This window comes from Planomonospora antibiotica (assembly GCF_014647955.1).
Classification (GTDB): domain Bacteria; phylum Actinomycetota; class Actinomycetes; order Streptosporangiales; family Streptosporangiaceae; genus Planomonospora; species Planomonospora parontospora.
Genome location: NZ_BMQE01000061.1, coordinates 1 through 18,403, shown reverse-complemented (window position 1 = coordinate 18,403; position 18,403 = coordinate 1). Strand labels below are relative to the sequence as shown.

Genomic DNA, 18,403 nt, shown 5'->3' with positions numbered 1-18,403 from the left:
CGGCGCGCCAAGGACGAAGGCCCGGATCCCACCGGACGATTGGAGCGGCCCCGGCGAGCAGCGATCGAGTAGAAAGGAATCATGACACCGGAGCGGGCACGCACGCCGTGGTGGACCTTGGGCCTCGCCGTACGGATCGCGCTGCTCGCGCTCCTGCTCTGGGGTGTGCTGGTCGCCGCGCTGCGCGCTTCCCCGGCGGAGCGCACCCTGGAGGACTTCCGCGCCGCGGCCGGAGCCGGCCGGGTCACCCACGTCGACTACCGGGAGCAGGACGGCGACGTCCACCAGCTGACGTGGGCGGAGGGGTCGCCGGTCTGGCGGCGGGTCCAGGGCCTGCCGACGGGCGACGGCCCGGAGATCTACTCGGTCGAGCGGCTCCACCGCGATCTCGGCGCGGACCGGCCCGGGCTCGCCGAGCCGGAACGCGATTCGGACGCCAACGGCTTCCTCCCCGACTGGCCGTTCGACACTTCCCTGAGCGGCATCGGCTGGTGGGTCGGCGCGGCGTGGGCGGCCGCCTTCCTCATCATGATCGGCTCGACGCCGCGGCTGGGCAACCGGTGGGCGTGGTTCTGGCTGTTCACCGCCGGGCAGCTCGGCGCGCTCCTGTTCCTCATGCTCGAGCCCCGGCCGATCTGGTTCGGCCCGGAGCGGGAACCGGCGCCGCGGAAGAGGTGGGACGGCGGAACGGGCTGCCTGCTCTCGATCGGCCTGGGCCTCGCCGCCGTGGCCGCCGCGGTGGCCCTCGGCCGCCTGACGGACCTTCTCCTCCACTGACCGAGATCACTCGACTGGGACCGGCTGAGAAGGGGACTCCGGACAACGCTTCCCAGCCGGTCCCGGGATCCGGTCCTCCATCCCGGGCAGCAGCGGGAGAAGCCGGGGCCGCGGGCGGCGCTCAGGCCGCCTCGCCGGTGGCGAGGTGCGCCGGACCGGACCGGCGGTCGTCCGGGGGAGCCGCCGGGGTCTCCGCCGGCCCTCCGGAAGGGGTGGATCCGGCCCGCTCGACCCGGTCGCGGCCCCGGCGCTTGGCCTCGTACAGCGCCGCGTCGGCGGCCCTGAGCAGGTCCTCCGTGCTCCCTCCCGCCGCCAGCCCGGCGACGCCGGCGCTGAAGGTGACCGCGAGCGCCCGGCCGTCCACCTCGATCGCGGTACGGCCCGCCCGCTCGCGGAGCCGCTCGACCAGCCGCCAGGCGGACTCCTCGGTCACGCCCGGCAGCAGCAGGACGAACTCCTCACCCCCGTAGCGGGCGACCACGTCGCCCTGCCGTACGGCGCCGGCCAGCAGCCGGGCGAGGCGGACGAGCACCGCGTCCCCGCCGCCGTGGCCGTAGGTGTCGTTTATCTGCTTGAAGTGGTCCACGTCAATGATCGCCGCGCTGAGCGGGGTGCCCTCCGCGACGGCCCGCACCGCCTCGCGCTCCAGCGCCTCGGCCAGATGGCGGCGGTTGTGCAGCCCGGTCAGCGGGTCCCGCACGGCCTGCTCGGCGAGGTCGGCGCGGAGCGCCTCGATCGTGCTCAGCTGCTCGCGCAGCCGTACGGCGGTCTCCTCCGCCTCTCGCCGCCGATGGTTGAGCTCGGTGATGTCGTGGCCGACCAGCGCCCAGCCGATGCACTCGCCGCGGCGGTCCCGCAGCACGCTGATCCGCACCCGCATGTCGACGCCCCGGCCCAGGACGTCTACGAGGGTCCGCTCGGTGCCGGAGTCCTCGGTCAGCACGAAGTCCGGCCCCAGGACGCCGGTCAGCGGCATCCCGGCCGGCTGCTCCGGCAGGCCCGGTACGGCCTTGCGGAGCAGGTCGCGGCAGGCCGCGTTGAGGCTCAGGATCCGGCCCGACCGGTCGATCACGGCCACCGCGTCGATGAGCGAGTCGAGGATCTGCCCGTGCGCCACCTGGATCTGCCCCGGTAGCGACCGGACCAGCGCCCCGTAGGCGATGAGCACCGAGAGGCCCAGCCCGAGCGCGGTGAGGTCCGGGGCGGGGACGGGCAGCGACATGCCGGCGGCGCCGGCCGCGATGGGCGGCGCGAACGCGGCCAGCGTCCAGTCGTACAGCTGCCGCCGGCCCCGGGGCGCCCGCCGCCGTGCGCGGACCACCGACCACGTACCGGCCGCGAGCAGGAGGTAGACGTAGACCTTGCAGGCGTGGAAGGCCGGACCCGGGACGAGGACGGGAACCCCGCCCAGACCGGTCTCCGGACCGACGAAGAACAGGTGGTGCCAAGGGTCGGTCACGGCCAGCCCCAGCACCGCGGCGGGCTGGACCGCCAGGAGCAGGGCGGTCCGGCGGGAGATCCGCCATGCCCGGTTCGCCACGGTCATGGACAGGCAGAAGACGGCCGCCACGACGACGGCCGAGGCGAGGGACGACACGACCGCGGCCGACCGGACGACGGCCGGGACCGACGCCAGAAGATGGGCCGCGCCCAGCGCGGACATCAGCGCGACGCCCGCCGCCATGAAGGCGTTCACTCCGGAGAGCGGGCTCTTCCCGCGGCTCCGCCGGTGGACGGCGACCATCGCTGCGGAGACCACGGCCGAGAACGCGAACGCGCAGACGAGGACCGTCACCATGGCATCCCCTCCGTCTCCGCAGCGTGTGTCACCGCTCACCATCGGCACGGGAGACGCCGATCTGAGCCTTGCCCCCGCCACGGATCCGACGCCGGCTCCACGCCGACCCGACCCGACCCGACCCGACGCGGGGCCGGGACCGGACGCGGGCCGGGACCGGACTCGGGGTCGGGCCGGGACCGGACTCGGGGTCGGGCCGGGACCGGACTCGGGGTCGGCGGGGTCGGCGGGGTCGGCGGGGTCGGCCCGGACGTTTGACAGCACCCGGCGCGGTGGCGGATGGTTGTTCGTATAGAGGACGCTTACGTCCGATAATCGGACAAACTTGGGAGAAGCGCATGCCGTACTACCGCGTCGTAGGGGAGGTACCCCGCAAACGGCACGTTCAGTTCCGGCGGCCCGACGGCGGGCTGTACGCCGAGGAGCTGATGGGCGAGGAGGGGTTCTCCAGCGACTCCTCGCTCCTCTACCACCGCCACCTGCCCACGGCGATCGTCAAGGCGGAGGCGGTGGAGCCCGACGAGGCCGCGGTCCTGACGCCCAACCTGCCGCTCTCCCCCCGCCACTTCCGCACCCAGGACCTGCCCGCCGGCGGCGACCTCGTCACCGGCCGCGGGCTGATCGCGGGCAACGCCGACGTCCGCATGTCGTACGCCGCGACCGAGGCGCCCAGCGGCCTCTACCGCAACTCCATGGGCGACGAGTGCGTCTACGTCGCGAGCGGCCGGGTCACGTTCGAGTCGACCTACGGGGCCATCGAGGCCGGCGAGGGCGACTACGTGGTGGTCCCGACCGGCACGATCCACCGCTGGGTGCCGCAGGGCCGGGTGACGGCCTTCGTGATCGAGGCGTCCGGGCACATCCGCCCGCCCAAGCGCTACCTGTCGAAGTACGGCCAGTTCCTGGAGCACGCCCCCTACTGCGAGCGCGACCTGCGTACCCCGGCCGAGCCGCTGACCGCCGAGGGCGAGGACGTCCCGGTGCTGGTCCGCACGCGCGGCGGGCTGACCCGGCTGGTCTACCGCAACCATCCGTTCGACGTGGTCGGCTGGGACGGCTGCCTGTACCCCTACGCGTTCAACATCAACGACTTCGAGCCGATCGTGAAGGGCATCCACGCCCCGCCGCCGGTCCACCAGACCTTCGAGGGCCCGAACTTCGTGATCTGCTCCTTCTGCCCGCGCCCGCTGGACTTCCACCCGGACGCCGTGCCGATCCCGTACAACCACCACAACGTCGACTCCGACGAGCTGATGTTCTACGCGGGCGGCGACTACACCGCGCGCAAGGGATCCGGCATCGACGTCGGCTCGGTCTCGCTGCACCCCGCCGGGTTCACCCACGGCCCGCAGCCGGGCGCCGTCGAGGCCGTCCTGGAGGCGGTGCGGCAGGGGCACACCCGCACCAACGAGCTGGCCGTGATGGTCGACACCTTCCGCCCGCTCGACCTGGGCCCCGCCGGGCTCTCGGTCGAGGACCCCGCCTACGCCTGGACGTGGTCGCGGTGAACCTCTTCCACGATCTCGTCGACGACGCCGGGCTGTTCCCGCCCACCGCGCTGCCGATGGACGAGGCGCTGGCGCGGCACCGGGCCGACCTGGAACGGCGCAGCCCGGTGCTCACCCACCGCTTCCTCTGCCCGGCCAGCCGCCTGCCGGTGCTCCGCGTCCACCTGGAGGAGACGCCCCTGCCGCTCCGGCTCGGGCTGATCCTCGACACCGAGGAGCCGCCGCGGCTCGACGGCCTGGAGGTCGAGCTGGTCGAGGTGCCGGGCGCGCGCTTCGAGACGTCCGCCGGGCGGATCGAGCTGCCGGACGGGCGGCTCCCGCTGGAGGCGGTGGGCTCGGCGGCCCGCCGGTTCGTCGAGGTCACGCCCGCCCAGCTGCCCGTGCACCTGCCCGACGGGGTCGGGCTGAAGGTCCGCTGCGGCGGCCGGGAGCCCGAGGACTTCCCCAGCGCCCACGACCTGGGCGCCTTCATCGCCCACTGCGTCCGCAGCGGCACCCCCTTCAAGGCCACCGCCGGGCTGCACCACGCGGTCCGGCACTTCGACCCGGCGCTCGGCACCGACCGGCACGGCTTCGTCAACCTGGTCCTGGCGGTCTGCGCGGCGGTCGAGGGGCGCGACCCGGTGCCGGTGCTGAAGCTGACCGACGTGGGCGAGCTGGTCCGGCAGGCGCGGGCCGTGCCCGACGACGCCGCCCGGCGGGCCCGGGAGCTGCTGGTGTCGTACGGCTCGTGCAACACGGCCACCCCGATCGAGGACCTGCTGGCCCTCGACCTGATCGAACCCGAGCCCAAGCCCGAACCCGGAACCGGGACCGGGACCGGGACCGGGACCCGACCCGCGAAGGAGAACGCGTGACGGCCGCAACCCCCTGGGGCCTCGACCACCTGCCCTACGGGGTCTTCACCCGGACCGACCGGCCCGGCGAGCCCCCCCGCGTCGGCGTCCGGTACGGCGACCACGTGCTCGACCTGGCCGAGGCGCTGCACGACGAGGTGTTCGCCACCGGCTCGCTCAACGCCTTCATGGCCAGGGGCGCGACGGCCTGGCGCGACACCCGGGCGCTGATCCGGAGCAAGCTGGCCACCGACCCGGTCGCCGCCGGGCTCCACCTGGTCCCGCTCGACCGGGTGGAGCTGCACCTGCCGATCGAGGTGGCCGACTACGTCGACTTCTACTGCTCGCTGGAGCACGCCTCCAACCTCGGCCGGATGTTCCGGCCCGACGAGGAGCCGCTGAAGCCCAACTGGCGGCACCTGCCGGTCGGCTACCACGGCCGGGCCGGGACCGTCGTCGCCTCCGGCACCCCGGTCGTCCGGCCGTCCGGGCAGCGCGGCGCCGGGGTCTTCGGCCCCTCCGCGAAGCTGGACATCGAGGCGGAGCTCGGCTTCGTCGTCGGCGCGCCGACCGCGCTGGGCGAGCGGCCGGGCCGGTTCGCCGACCACGTCTTCGGGGTGACGCTCGTCAACGACTGGAGCGCCCGCGACATCCAGGCGTGGGAGTACGTCCCGCTCGGTCCCTTTCTCGGTAAATCCTTCGCCACCTCGGTCTCCCCGTGGATCACCCCGCTGGAGGCCCTGGCCGGCGCCCGCGTGCCGGGCCGCGAGCAGGATCCCGAGCCGCTGGACTACCTGCGGCGGACCGAGGACTGGGGCCTCGACCTGACCCTGGAGGTGCGGCTGAACGGGGAGGTCGTCTCCCGCCCGCCGTACCGGGGGATGTACTGGACGCCCGACCAGATGCTCGCCCACATGGCCGTCAACGGCGCGTCCCTGCGGGTCGGCGACCTGTTCGCCAGCGGTACGGTCTCCGGCCCCGAGGCGGGCCAGCGGGGGTCGCTGATCGAGCTCACCTGGAACGGGACCGAGCCGGTCAAGCTCTCCGACGGGTCGGTCCGGGCCTTCCTGGAGGACGGCGACACGGTCTCCATCACCGCCACCGCGCCGGGTCCCGAAGGGGGTCTGATCACCCTCGGGGAGGTGTCCGGAACCATCCTGCCCGCCCGGTAAGCACGTGTTGTCACTTGGCGTGCTCGAACGGTCACCTGGCGCTACTCTTGGCAGCCGACCGTCCACGCACTCCAAAGGCAGGAACCGATGCGGCGCGCCGCGGGCCCTCTTCCCGTCCTCCTCCTCGCGCTCCTGGCGCTCCCCGCCCTCCTGGCGGGCTGCTCCTGGTTCACCACCGGTGACGCACCCGGGGAGAAGGCCGCGACGCCCTCCATCGTGATCGACCCGGCGCCCGGCGCCCGGCGGGCGCCGACCGGCAGGGGGCTGACCGTCCACACCACGGCGGGCACGCTGACCGGGGTGGCCGCCTACGCGGGCGGCGCCCCGGTCCCGGGCCGCTTCGACCCCGGCAGGACCGTCTGGCGCTCCGACCACGCCCTGGTCCCCGGCCGGGACTACGCGGTGAGCGCCACCGCGACGGGCCCCGGCGACACCCGGGCGAGCGCCACGGGCACCTTCCGCACGTTCACCCCCGAGAAGACCTTCAAGATCACTTCTGTCACGCCGTCGCCCGGCGAGACGGTCGGCGTCGGCATGCCGATCATCGTCGACTTCGACACCCCGGTGAAGGACCGGCTCTCCGTCGAGCGGGCGCTGGAGGTGCGCACCGGCACGCCGGTCGAGGGCGCCTGGCACTGGGCGGGCGACACCCGGGTGATCTACCGCCCCCGCGACCACTGGCCCGCCGGGCTGAAGGTCGACTTCGTCGCCCACCTGTCCGGGGTCCGCGCCGCCAAGGACGTCTACGGCACCTCCGACCACGGCGTGCGGTTCGGCGTCGGCCGGCGGCAGACCAGCCTCATCGACACCCGGACCCACCGGATGACGGTCGAACGCGACGGGAAGGTCGTCCAGCGGATGGCCATCAGCGCGGGCATGGCCACGACCAGGGAGTACACCACGACGAGCGGCGTCCACCTGACCATGGACAAGGCCAACCCGGTCCGCATGGTCTCGCCGAACCGGAGCAAGGGCGACCCGGGCTACTACGACGTCATGATCGACCACGCCGTGCGCATCTCGAACAGCGGCGAGTACATCCACGCCAAGGACAACGTCTGGGCCCAGGGCCGGGTCAACGTCAGCCACGGGTGCGTCAACGCCCGCCCCGACCAGGCGGCCTGGTTCTACGCCAACTCCCTGCGCGGCGACCCCGTCGTCATCCGCGGCACCGACCGCGAGCTGGAGTGGGACAACGGCTGGGGCTACTGGCAGCTATCCTGGGCCGAGTGGCTGGAGGGCAGCGCCCTCCACGACGACCTCGTGCGCGACTCCGGCGAGGGCCAGGGCGACACCCTCCGCCGCAGCCTCTGACCGCCCCGTGCGGCCCCAGGGGCCCGGTGCGGGAGCGCGCCCGTACGGCCCGCCGTACGGGCGCTGACAGCGCGGCCGGCGGCGACATACGGTGGAAGCGGGAACCCGCTGGACACCGGAGTCGTTGGCAGGGCAGGAGGGCCGGAACATGGATGATTGGCTCATCTGGTTGATCCTCGCCGTGGTGCTGGGCGTCGCCGAGATCTTCACCCTGACCGCCGCCCTCGGCCTGCTCGGCGGGGCGGCGCTGTTCGCCTCCGCCGCGGCGCTCCTCGGACTGCCGGTCCCGCTGCAGCTGATCGCCTTCGCCGGGTCCCTCGTCGCCGGAGTGGTCCTGATCCGGCCCGTCGCCAGGCGGCACCTGCGGCCGCCCCCGCCGGACCAGCGGTTCGGCGTCCAGGCCCTCGTCGGGAGGACCGCCTACGTGACCCGCGAGGTGACCGGCCGGGACGGCCGGATCCACATCGGCGGCGAGGAGTGGTCGGCCAGGGCCTACGACGAGACGCTGGTGATCCCGGCCGGCGCCTCCGTCGACGTCATCGAGATCGAGGGCGCGACCGCGCTCGTCTACCCCAGGGAGTAGTGATGGACCCGCTGCTGATCGTCGGTGTGCTCATCGTCCTGTTCGCGGTGTTCACCGTCACGAAGTCCGTGCGGATCGTGCCCCAGGCCCGGGCCAGGAACGTCGAGCGGCTCGGCCGCTACCACACCACCCTCAAACCCGGCCTCAACTTCGTGATCCCGTACATCGACCGGGTCTACCCGATGATCGACCTGCGCGAGCAGGTCGTCTCCTTCCAGCCCCAGCCGGTGATCACCGAGGACAACCTGGTCGTCGAGATCGACACCGTGCTGTACTTCCAGGTCACCGATCCGCGTGCGGCGGCCTACGAGATCGCCAACTACATCCAGGCGATCGAGCAGCTCACGGTGACCACGCTCCGCAACGTCATCGGCTCGATGGACCTGGAGATGACGCTCACCTCCCGCGACACGATCAACAGCCAGCTGAGGGGCGTGCTGGACGAGGCGACCGGCAAGTGGGGCATCCGGGTCAACCGAGTCGAGATCAAGGCCATCGACCCGCCGAAGAGCATCAAGGACGCGATGGAGAAGCAGATGCGCGCCGAGCGGGACAAGCGCGCCGCCATCCTCACCGCCGAGGGCCAGCGCCAGTCCCAGATCCTCACCGCCGAGGGTGACAAGCAGAGCGCCATCCTGCGCGCCGAGGGCGAGCGCAGCGCCGCCATCCTCAAGGCCCAGGGCCAGTCCCAGGCCATCGACGAGGTCTTCCAGGCCGTGCACCGCAACGACCCCGACCCCAAGCTGCTCGCCTACCAGTACCTCCAGGTGCTGCCGGAGCTGGCCAAGGGCGAGGGCAACACCTTCTGGGTCATCCCCGGCGAGGTCACCTCCGCCCTGCAGAGCGTCTCCCGGGCCTTCACCGAGGCGCTGCCCGCCTCTCCCGCCACCCGCGAGGCGCCGTCCCGCGACGGCCGGGCCGCGCGGCAGGACGACGGAGAGGTGCGGCAGGTGGCCCGGCAGGAGGCGGCGGAGGCCCAGCAGGCCGCCGCCGAGGCGGTGGCGGAGGCCGCCGACGCCGACCCCTCCGCCGGCCCCCGCCAGCTCGGCCCCGGCCCCGTCACCCCGGACGCCCTCTCCCACCTCACCGAGGAGCGGCCCGTGCGGGAGGAGCGGTCCCGGTAGGGAACGCAGCGGTCCCGGCAGGGGCACGCGGTCCCCGTAGGGCACGGTCAGGGCACGCGGCCCCGGCCGGGCGCGCGCCCCTCCAGGCGGTCCCGGCCGGGGCCGGGCAGGGGAACGACGGCTGCCGGCCGGGTGGGGGCCGATGAAACTTTCATCGGCGGGGAAGCCGACGGTGCATACCGGCTGGTAACGGCTGAGCAGGGACGATGCGGGTCCCGGTGGATCGCCGCCATGGGCCTCACCATCATTCGCGTCAGCGTCGATATGCCACATGTCGCGCAAACCGGTAAAAATCACACCGGACTTAGCGGCTCCCGGCACTCCTGCCGGGAGCCGCGACCTTCCTCCGGCCTGTGATGAGGCTGAGCGGGGCGGGGCGCCCGGAGCGGCGCCGGCTCCGCTCGCCGGAGCCGGACCAGAACGCGAAAGGTCACCGTCGTGAAATATCCCGCACGCCCGCGCCGCGGTCGCGCCCTCCTCATGGCCGGCGCCGCCGCGCTCGCGCTGGGGACGCTGACGACCGCACCGGCCGTCGCCGCCACCTCGGCCGCCGCCCCCGGCTGCGCGGTCACCTACACCACCAGCAGCTGGCCGGGCGGATTCAGCGCCAACATCACCGTCAAGAACCTCGGCGGCGCCATCGACGGCTGGAAGCTGGGCTTCTCCTTCCCGAGCTCCGGCCAGAAGGTCGGGCACGGCTGGTCGGCGGTCTACGACCAGAAGGGCACCGCCGTCACCGCCGGCAGCGTGAGCTACAACAAGTCGCTGGCCTCCGGCGCCTCGGCGCAGATCGGGTTCACCGGGAGCACGACCGGCGGCAACCCGATCCCGACGACGTTCACCCTCAACGGCGTCACCTGCAACGACACCGCCACCAGGCCGCCCGCGCCGCCGACCGCCACGCCGACGCCCACCCGCACGGCCACCGCCGCGCCGACGCCGACCCGCACCGCCACGGCGGCCCCCACGCCGACCGCGACCCGCACCGCCACCCCGGCGCCCACGGCGACCCGGACGGCGACGCCCACGCCGACGCCGACCGCGACCCGTACGGCGACGCCCACCCCGACCCCGACGAAGGCCCCGGCCACCGGCACGCCCGTCGGGATCAACGGCAAGCTGCGCGTCTGCGGCGTCCACCTCTGCAACCGGTACAACCGCCCGGTCCAGCTGCGCGGCATGAGCACCCACGGCATCCAGTGGTTCCCCAGGTGCTACACCGACGCCTCACTGGACGCGCTGGCCAACGACTGGAAGTCCGACCTGTTCCGGGTCGCCATGTACGTGCAGGAGGGCGGGTACGAGACGAACCCGGCCGCCTTCACCGAGCAGGTGAACAAGTACGTCGACATGGCCACCGCGCGCGGCATGTACGCGATCATCGACTTCCACACGCTGACGCCGGGCGACCCCAACCACAACCTGGCCCGGGCGAAGACCTTCTTCGCCTCGGTCGCCGCCCGCAACGCGGGCAAGGACAACGTCATCTACGAGATCGCCAACGAGCCCAACGGGGTGAGCTGGGCCTCGATCAAGAGCTACGCCGAGCAGGTCATCCCGGTGATCCGCGCGGCGGACCCGGACGCGGTGGTCATCGTCGGCACCCGGGCGTGGTCGTCGCTGGGCGTCTCGGAGGGCTCCAACGAGACCGAGATCGTGAACAACCCGGTCAACGCCAAGAACATCATGTACGCCTTCCACTTCTACGCCGCCTCGCACAAGGACAACTACCGGGCCGTGGTGAGCCGGGCCGCGGCGAAGCTCCCGCTGTTCGTCTCCGAGTTCGGCACCGTGACGGCCAGCGGCAACGGCGAGGTCGACCTCGCCAGCACCGCCGCGTGGATCGACATGCTGGACCAGCTGAAGATCGGCTACGCCAACTGGACCTACTCCGACGCCCCCGAGAGCAGCGCCGCCTTCAAGCCGGGCACCTGCTCGGCCGGCGCCTTCGCGGGCACCGGGGCGCTCAACCCGTCGGGCGTATACATCCGCGACCGCATCCGCACCGCGGACGACTTCCCCACGAGCTGACCTTCCCGCACCGGCCGCGCCCCCTTCCCCAGCGGCCGGTCCGGCCCACCGGGCCGATCCGAAGAGAAGGCCCCTCCCGCTCTCGGGAGGGGCCTTCTCCCCGTTCCGGCCGGTCCCGCTACGCCCGCCGTCCTGCTCACCCGCCGGTCCCGCTACCCCCGCCGGGCGATCATCGCCTCGATCCCGTCGAGCAGGAGGTCGAGGCCGAAGCGGAAGTCCGCGTCCTCCGTCCAGCCCTCGGCTCCGCGGAAGGCGCCGGAACGCACCGCCGCCGCCAGAGCGGGGTAGTCCTCCGGGTCGAGGACCTCGGCGAGCACCTCGCCGTAGTCGGCGGCGCCCGTGGTCCCGGCCTCCTCGAGCTGACGGTTCCCGCTGCTCATCCCGTACACGAGCGCGGTGTCGGACAGCGCGTAGCCGGTGAGGGCGGTCGCCGCGTTGATCTTCTCCCCCTCGTCCAGCCCCGTGTCCGCGAGCGCGGCCAGTCCCCGATCCAGCCAGCGCATGCTCCGCGGGCCCATCGGAGGGGAGAGCCGCTCCAGGGAGAGCATCCACGGGTGGGCGAGCAGGAAGTCGCGGTTGGCCCGCGTCCAGACGGCCAGATAGTCGCGCCAGGACAGCCCGCCCCGATCGGGCGGCTCGGGGATCACCGCGTCCGCCATGGCGATCAGCAGCTCGTCCTTGCTCCCGACGTACCGGTACAGCGCCATCGTCGTCACGCCCACCCGGGCGGCGACGCTGCTCATCGAGACGCCCGCCAGCCCCTCGGCGTCGGCGATCCCGGCGGCGGCGGCGGCGATCGTCGCCAGGTCCAGCCGCGGCCGGGGGCCCCGGTTCGACACCGGTTCGCGTCCCCACATCCGCGCCAGGACGGGGGGCAGCGCCCGCCCCTGCTCCCGCGCCATCGCGCTCCTCTCCCTTCGCCACCCGGCCGGCCCGGTCCGGCCGCCCGGCCGATCCAGGATGCCGCATCCCGCGCCCCCGCCGGTTCCGGGAACGCGAAAGTCGACCAGAAAACTGTGTACGTGGTATACGTATAACCATGTATGAGATACACAGTACAACGCACACAGAAGAAACGCCTCCGGACGGTCCTGCGGTCCACGCCCGCGGCCTGCGCAAGTCCTTCGGCCCCGCGGACGTGCTCCGCGGGGTGGACCTGACCGTTCCGGCCGGCTCGCTGCTGGCCCTGCTGGGGCCGAACGGGTCGGGCAAGACCACCACGGTCCGGATCCTGACCACGCTGCTCGCCCCGGACGGCGGCGCCGCCACGGTGGGCGGCCACGACGTCGTCCGCGACGGCGCCGCCGTACGGCGCGCCATCGGCCTGACCGCCCAGCACGCCACCGTGGACGACCTGCTCACCGGGAAGGAGAACCTGGAGATGTTCGCCGGCCTGTACCACCTGGGCCGGCGCGAGGCCCGGCGCAGGGCGGCCGGGCTGCTCGACCGCTTCGACCTCGCGGCCGCCGCGGACCGCCTGGTCGGGACCTACTCCGGCGGGATGCGCCGCCGGCTCGACCTGGCCGCGAGCATGATCGCCACCCCCCGGATCCTCTTCCTCGACGAACCCACCACCGGCCTCGACCCGCGCAGCCGGGCGGAGCTGTGGGCGGTGATCCGCGAGCTGCTCGCCTCGGGGACCACCATCCTGCTGACCACCCAGTACCTGGAGGAGGCCGACCGGCTCGCCGACCGCATCGCGGTGATCCACGGCGGCCGGATCGTCGCCGACGACACCCCGGCCGCGCTCAAGCGCCAGGTGGGCGCCGAGCGGCTGGAGCTGCGCCTGACCCGGCGCGAGGACGTCCCCCGGGCCGGCGCCGCCCTGTCCGCGGGCGCGGAGGGCGGGACCGGGATCCGCCTCGACGCGGCCGCGCGGGAGGTCGCCCTCGCCTCCCACGGCCCCGACCACCTGCGCCGCACGCTGGACCTGCTGCACCGGGCGGACATCGCCGTCGAGCGGGTCGGCCTGCGCACCCCCACCCTGGACGACGTCTTCTTCGAGCTCACGGAGGCAGCGGCATGAGCACCGCCACCACGGCGCCCGCCGGCGCGGACCTGCGACCGGACACCTCGCGCGGCACGGCGGCGGGCGACCTGCGCCGCCTCGTCGTCCGCGCGCTCCGCCACGAGGTGCGCACCCCCGACGCCCTCATCGTGAACATCGCCCTGCCGGTGATCATCATGATCCTGTTCGTCTACGTCTTCGGCGGGGCGATCACCACCGGATCCAGCGGGCTGGCCTACATCGACTTCGTCGTCCCGGCCGTGCTGCTCATGGCCGGCGGGTACGGCGCCGCGCTGACCGCGGTGAACGTCGCGGAGGACATGACCAAGGGCATGATCGACCGTTTCCGCACCCTGCCCATCGGCGGCTGGACGGTGCCCGCGAGCCATGTCGCCGCCTCGCTGCTCCGCAACGTGCTGGCCACCGCGATCGCCCTGGCCGTGGCGGTCGCCCTGGGGTTCCGGCCGCATGCCGCCCCTGCCGACTGGGCGCCGGTGCTGGCCCTCGTCACCGGGTACGTGCTGGCGGTCTCGGCGCTCGCGGTCGCCTGGGGGCTGCTCGTCCGCTCCTCGCAGGCCGCCGGCGTGTTCGGCTTCATCGTGATGTTCTTCCCGTACGTCTCGGACGGCGTCGTCCCCGCGGAGACCATGCCGGGCCCGCTCCGGAGCTTCGCCGAGCACCAGCCGGTCACCCCGGTCGTGGAGGCGCTGCGCGCGCTCCTCCTGGACCGGCCCGTGGGCGACGCCGGGTGGATCGCCGCCGCCTGGCTCTGCGCCGGAGTGCTCGTCGGCGTCCCGGCCGCAGCCGTGCTCTTCCGGCGGCGGACCTCGGCGTGATCCCGGCCGTACGGCCGCGGCGGCCCGCCGTACGGCACGGCCCTCCCCCGGCGTGAAGCCAGGCTGTTGCCCGGGTTAAGAAAAGCGCGATGGACACCGCGGTAGGCGGCCCGGCACAGTGCGTAGGGTCGGAAGGTGAGGGGGGGACCTGGGATGAAAGCACTGGTCAAGGAGCGGGCCGAGCCGGGCCTGTGGCTGACGGACGTGCCCGAGCCCGAGGCGGGGCCGGGAGAGGTGCTGATCCGGGTGCTGCGCACCGGGATCTGCGGCACGGACCTGCACATCCGGAGCTTCGACGCCTGGGCGCGGCAGACGCTGCGCACGCCGCTCGTCGTCGGGCACGAGTTCTGCGGCGAGGTCGTGGAGGTGGCGCCGGGGGTCGAGGACATCGCGGTCGGCGACCTGGTCAGCGGCGAGGGGCACATCGTCTGCGGCAGGTGCCGCAACTGCATGGCCGGGCGGCGGCACCTGTGCCGCAACACGATCGGGCTCGGGGTGAACCGCGACGGCGCCTTCGCCGAGTACGTCGTGCTGCCCGCCTCCAACGTGTGGGTGCACCGCACGCCGGTGGACCCCGACGTGGCGGCGATCTTCGATCCGTTCGGCAACGCCGTGCACACCGCCCTGTCGTTCCCGCTGGTCGGCGAGGACGTGCTGATCACCGGCGCGGGGCCGATCGGGCTGATGGCCGCGGCGGTCGCGACGCACGTCGGCGCGCGCAACGTCGTCATCACCGACCTCAGCCCCGAGCGGCTCGCCCTCGCCGACAAGATCGGCGTCACCCTGGCGCTGAACGCCACCGAGACGTCGATCGCGGAGGGCGTGGAGAAGCTCGGCATGCGCGAGGGCTTCGACGTGGGCCTGGAGATGTCCGGGCACCCCCAGGCGCTCCGCGACATGATCGCCAACATGACGCACGGCGGGAAGATCGCCATGCTGGGCCTGCCCGCGGAGGAGTTCGCGGTCGACTTCGCGACGATCGTGACCTCGATGATCACCCTCAAGGGGATCTACGGCCGGGAGATGTACGAGACGTGGTACGCCATGTCCGTGCTCCTGGAGAAGGGCCTCGACCTCTCCCCCGTCATCACCGACCGCTTCTCCTACCGCGACTTCGACGCGGCCTTCGACACCGCCGCGAGCGGAAAGACCGGCAAGATCATCATGGATTGGACCGCCTGATGTTCGACAACGTCCGCGACGACCTGCGCGCGACCATCGACGAGATCGCCTCCGCCGGCCTGCTCAAGCCCGAGCGGGTCATCACCACCCCGCAGCGCGCCGGCATCGCCGTCGCGGGCGGCACGGGCGGCGCGGCCCCGGGGGGCGGCGCCGTACCGGACGGCGTGGCCGTGCCGGGGGCCGGGGCGGCCGGCGGGCCCCGCGAGGTGCTGAACTTCTGCGCCAACAACTACCTGGGCCTGGCCGACCACCCCGAGGTGATCGCCGCCGCCAAGGAGGCGCTGGACCGCTGGGGCTTCGGCATGGCCTCGGTGCGCTTCATCTGCGGCACCCAGGAGGTGCACAAGGAGCTGGAAGCGCGCCTCGCGGCGTTCCTCGGCCAGGAGGACACCGTCCTCTACAGCTCCTGCTTCGACGCCAACGGCGGCGTCTTCGAGACGCTGCTCGACGACCGCGACGCAGTGATCTCCGACGCGCTCAACCACGCGAGCATCATCGACGGCATCCGGCTGTGCAAGGCCCGCCGCCTGCGCTACGCCAACCGGGACATGGCCGAGCTGGAGGCCCGGCTCAAGGAGTCCGCCGACGCCCGCCGCCGCCTGATCGTCACCGACGGCGTGTTCTCCATGGACGGCCACGTCGCCCCGCTGGACGAGATCTGCGACCTGGCCGACCGGTACGGCGCCATGGTCATGGTCGACGACTCGCACGCGGTCGGCTTCGTCGGCGAGGGCGGCGCGGGCACCCCCGAGCTGTTCGGCGTGCGCGACCGGGTCGACATCATCACCGGCACGCTCGGCAAGGCCCTCGGCGGGGCGAGCGGCGGCTACACGGCGGCCCGCAGGGAGATCTGCGAGCTGCTCCGCCAGCGCTCGCGCCCCTACCTGTTCTCCAACTCCCTCGCACCGGTGATCGCCGCCGCCTCGCTGCGCGTCCTGGACCTGGTCAGCGGCTCCGGCGAGGCCCGGGAGCGGCTGCGCGCCAACACCGCGCGCTTCCGCACCCGGATGACCGAGGAGGGCTTCACCATCCTGCCGGGCGACCACCCGATCGTCCCGGTGATGATCGGGGACGCGGCGGAGGCGTCCGCGATGGCCGAGCGCCTGCTCGACCGGGGCGTCTACGTGATCGGCTTCTCCTACCCGGTGGTCCCGCACGGCCAGGCCCGCATCCGCGTCCAGCTCTCGGCGGCCCACTCCGCCGAGGACGTCGACCGCGCGGTGGAGGCGTTCGTCGCCGCCCGGGGGTGAGCCGGCCGGGGCCGGGTCACGGCCCGGAGCCCGGACCGGGACCGCAACCCGGGCCGAGACCCGAACCGCGACCGAGACCCGAACCGCGACCGAGGCCGGCCGGGGAGCCGTTCTCCTCAGGGGAGCTCCCGCTCCGCGACGGCCTCGATCTCGGCGGGGGTCCCGGCCATGATGGTGCGGACGTGCCTGGTGACGAGCTCGACCGGCCAGTCCCACCAGGCGGCGCGCTGCAGCCTGGCCACGTCCTCCGGCGCGAAGCGGGTGCGGATGGGCCGGGCCGGGTTGCCGCCCACGATGGTGTACGGCGGGACGTCGGCGGTGACCACCGCGCCCGCCGCGACGATCGCGCCGTCGCCGATCCGCACACCGGGCATGACCGTGGCCCCGTAGCCGAACCACACGTCGTTGCCCACCACCGTGTCGCCCCGGCTGGGCATGCCGGTGACCAGGTCGAGCGTGGCCTCGGTCCAGCTCCCGCCGAACATGGTGAACGGGAAGGTGGACACGCCCATGGTGGGATGCTCGGCCCCCGCCATGAGGAAGCGGGTGCCGGAGGCGATCGCGCAGTACTTGCCGATCACCAGCTTCTCCGGACCGTAGGCGTACAGGACGTTGCGCGTCTCGAACGACGTCGCGTCGTCCGGATCGTCGTAGTAGGTGAACTCGCCCACCTCGATGCGCGGGTCCTTGACCAGCGGCTTGAGCAGCACCACGCGCGGGTGCTCGGCCAGCGGGTGCACGAGGCCGGGGTCGGGGATCGTCGATGACATGCGGGAACCTGTTCTTCCGTGCGGGTGCCCCGGAGCCGGGCGGGCGGGGACCGGTCTTCGGTGAGGGTGAGCCGGGCGAGGGCTCCGGTCTCCGGAGCCGCCGCGGCGTTCCACACTCTAAATGATCTTCGGCTCCGCGGCGGATCGGGAGGTCCCGGCCCGTCGCGAGCCGTACGGCGGTGCGCTCAGGACAGGAGGCCGGCGAGGGCGCGGGTGCGGGCGGGGTGCCGGAGCTTGCGCATGCCCGCGGACTCGATCTGGCGGATGCGCTCGCGCGTCACGCCGAGCCTCCTGCCGATCTCCTCGAGGGTCCTGGTCTCGCCGTCGGCCAGGCCGTACCGGAGGGAGATCACGTCCGCCTCCCGCTCGGTCAGGGTCTCCAGCGCCGCGTCCAGCTGCCCGCGCAGCGACGAGGAGACCACCGCGTCGGCCGGGTCCTGCGCGTCGTCCTCGATGAGGTCGCCCAGTTCGGCGCCGTCGTCGTCGCCGACCGGGGTGTGCAGCGAGACCGGCTCGCGGGCGTGCCGGAGCAGCTCCTCGACCTTCTCCGGGGTCAGGTCCAGCTCGGCCGCCAGCTCCTCGGAGGTGGCCTCCCGGCCCAGGTGCTGCCGCATCGCGCGCCGGGCGCGGTTCACCCGGTTGAGGACCTCGACGACGTGCGCGGGGAGGCGGACCGTCCGGCTCTGGTCGGCCAGGGCCCGGCCGATCGCCTGCTTGATCCACCAGGTGGCGTAGGTGGAGAACTTCAGGCCGCGCCGGTGGTCGAACTTCTCCACCGCGCGCATCATCCCGATGGTCCCCTCCTGGACCAGGTCCAGCAGCGGCATCCCGCCGGCGGCGGCGTAGCGCCTGGCGATCGAGACGACCAGCCGCAGGTTGGCCTCGACCATGCGGTCCCTGGCGCGGCGGCCGTCGGCGGCCAGCCGCTCCAGCTCCCACCGCTCGGCCGGAGCCGGTCCCCCGCCCTCGGCGTCGAGGCGCTCCTGCGCGAGCGCGCCGGCCTCGATGCGCCTGCCCAGCTCCACTTCCTGCTCTGCGGTCAGCAGCGGGGTGCGCCCGATCTGCCGGAGGTAGTCCTTCACCGGGTCGACGTCGACGGCTCCGTTCGCGTGGCGGGCAGGGCGGGATGCGGTGGCGGTAGCGCTCAAGAGGGTCCCTAAGATCGATTTGTCTGGAGTGAGTCGCTCTGGATGCCCAGGGCGACGGGGTGTGGC

16 protein-coding genes are annotated in these 18,403 nt (G+C 73.3%); 12 read left to right on the top strand and 4 right to left on the bottom strand.

What is annotated here, in order from left to right; all coding sequences use genetic code 11:
- Positions 1-81 precede the first annotated feature (81 nt).
- Positions 82-777 (top strand): hypothetical protein, encoded by a 696-nt coding sequence (locus IEZ06_RS32190; RefSeq protein ID WP_189240445.1) that lies wholly within the window; start codon positions 82-84, stop codon positions 775-777.
- A 121-nt stretch (positions 778-898) separates the two neighbouring features.
- On the opposite strand, the gene IEZ06_RS32185 is transcribed toward IEZ06_RS32190, so the two are convergent.
- On the bottom strand, positions 899-2,575 hold the full coding sequence (locus IEZ06_RS32185; protein WP_189240444.1) for a GGDEF domain-containing protein: 1,677 nt from the start codon (positions 2,573-2,575) through the stop codon (positions 899-901).
- Between the two features lie 338 nt (positions 2,576-2,913).
- Between IEZ06_RS32185 and IEZ06_RS32180 the strand changes: the two genes are divergently transcribed.
- The 7 genes from IEZ06_RS32180 (at position 2,914) to IEZ06_RS32150 (ending at position 11,143) form a co-directional block, all read left to right on the top strand.
- Positions 2,914-4,083 carry a homogentisate 1,2-dioxygenase gene (locus tag IEZ06_RS32180; protein ID WP_068902135.1) on the top strand — a complete coding sequence of 390 codons (1,170 nt, stop codon included), beginning with the start codon at positions 2,914-2,916 and terminating at the stop codon, positions 4,081-4,083.
- The gene (locus tag IEZ06_RS32175; RefSeq protein ID WP_189240443.1) at positions 4,080-4,940 is read left to right on the top strand and encodes a hypothetical protein; all 861 of its coding nucleotides are present in this window, start codon (positions 4,080-4,082) and stop codon (positions 4,938-4,940) included. Before IEZ06_RS32180 ends, IEZ06_RS32175 begins: the two co-directional genes overlap by 4 nt.
- The gene (fahA, locus tag IEZ06_RS32170) at positions 4,937-6,091 is read left to right on the top strand and encodes a fumarylacetoacetase (RefSeq protein WP_189240442.1); all 1,155 of its coding nucleotides are present in this window, start codon (positions 4,937-4,939) and stop codon (positions 6,089-6,091) included. Before IEZ06_RS32175 ends, fahA begins: the two co-directional genes overlap by 4 nt.
- Positions 6,092-6,178: 87 nt before the next feature.
- A complete protein-coding gene (locus tag IEZ06_RS32165; protein WP_189240441.1) occupies positions 6,179-7,405 on the top strand; it encodes a L,D-transpeptidase in 1,227 nt (408 codons plus the stop codon).
- A gap of 148 nt (positions 7,406-7,553) precedes the next feature.
- The gene (locus tag IEZ06_RS32160) at positions 7,554-7,988 is read left to right on the top strand and encodes an NfeD family protein (RefSeq protein ID WP_189240440.1); all 435 of its coding nucleotides are present in this window, start codon (positions 7,554-7,556) and stop codon (positions 7,986-7,988) included.
- Positions 7,989-7,990: 2 nt separating this feature from the next.
- Positions 7,991-9,112 (top strand): SPFH domain-containing protein, encoded by a 1,122-nt coding sequence (locus tag IEZ06_RS32155; protein ID WP_189240439.1) that lies wholly within the window; start codon positions 7,991-7,993, stop codon positions 9,110-9,112.
- Between the two features lie 438 nt (positions 9,113-9,550).
- Positions 9,551-11,143, top strand: coding sequence for a cellulase family glycosylhydrolase (locus IEZ06_RS32150; protein ID WP_229799011.1), 1,593 nt, complete (start codon positions 9,551-9,553; stop codon positions 11,141-11,143).
- A gap of 152 nt (positions 11,144-11,295) precedes the next feature.
- On the opposite strand, the gene IEZ06_RS32145 is transcribed toward IEZ06_RS32150, so the two are convergent.
- On the bottom strand, positions 11,296-12,045 hold the full coding sequence (locus IEZ06_RS32145) for a TetR/AcrR family transcriptional regulator (protein WP_189240438.1): 750 nt from the start codon (positions 12,043-12,045) through the stop codon (positions 11,296-11,298).
- A 137-nt stretch (positions 12,046-12,182) separates the two neighbouring features.
- Between IEZ06_RS32145 and IEZ06_RS32140 the strand changes: the two genes are divergently transcribed.
- From IEZ06_RS32140 to IEZ06_RS32125, 4 genes are all read left to right on the top strand, one after another.
- On the top strand, positions 12,183-13,169 hold the full coding sequence (locus tag IEZ06_RS32140; protein WP_189240437.1) for an ATP-binding cassette domain-containing protein: 987 nt from the start codon (positions 12,183-12,185) through the stop codon (positions 13,167-13,169).
- Positions 13,166-13,987 (top strand): ABC transporter permease, encoded by an 822-nt coding sequence (locus IEZ06_RS32135; protein ID WP_189240436.1) that lies wholly within the window; start codon positions 13,166-13,168, stop codon positions 13,985-13,987. The genes IEZ06_RS32140 and IEZ06_RS32135 overlap by 4 nt, the downstream gene beginning before the upstream one ends.
- A 153-nt stretch (positions 13,988-14,140) precedes the next feature.
- Entirely contained in the window at positions 14,141-15,169 is a 1,029-nt protein-coding gene (tdh, locus tag IEZ06_RS32130; RefSeq protein WP_189240435.1) for an L-threonine 3-dehydrogenase, read from the top strand.
- Complete coding sequence (locus tag IEZ06_RS32125) at positions 15,169-16,419, top strand: glycine C-acetyltransferase (protein WP_189240453.1); 1,251 nt, start codon at positions 15,169-15,171, stop codon at positions 16,417-16,419. Before tdh ends, IEZ06_RS32125 begins: the two co-directional genes overlap by 1 nt.
- 116 nt (positions 16,420-16,535) lie before the next feature.
- On the opposite strand, the gene IEZ06_RS32120 is transcribed toward IEZ06_RS32125, so the two are convergent.
- Positions 16,536-17,189 carry a CatB-related O-acetyltransferase gene (locus tag IEZ06_RS32120; protein WP_189240434.1) on the bottom strand — a complete coding sequence of 218 codons (654 nt, stop codon included), beginning with the start codon at positions 17,187-17,189 and terminating at the stop codon, positions 16,536-16,538.
- 185 nt (positions 17,190-17,374) lie between these two features.
- Complete coding sequence (locus IEZ06_RS32115) at positions 17,375-18,337, bottom strand: RNA polymerase sigma factor (protein WP_203872316.1); 963 nt, start codon at positions 18,335-18,337, stop codon at positions 17,375-17,377.
- Positions 18,338-18,403 lie beyond the last annotated feature (66 nt).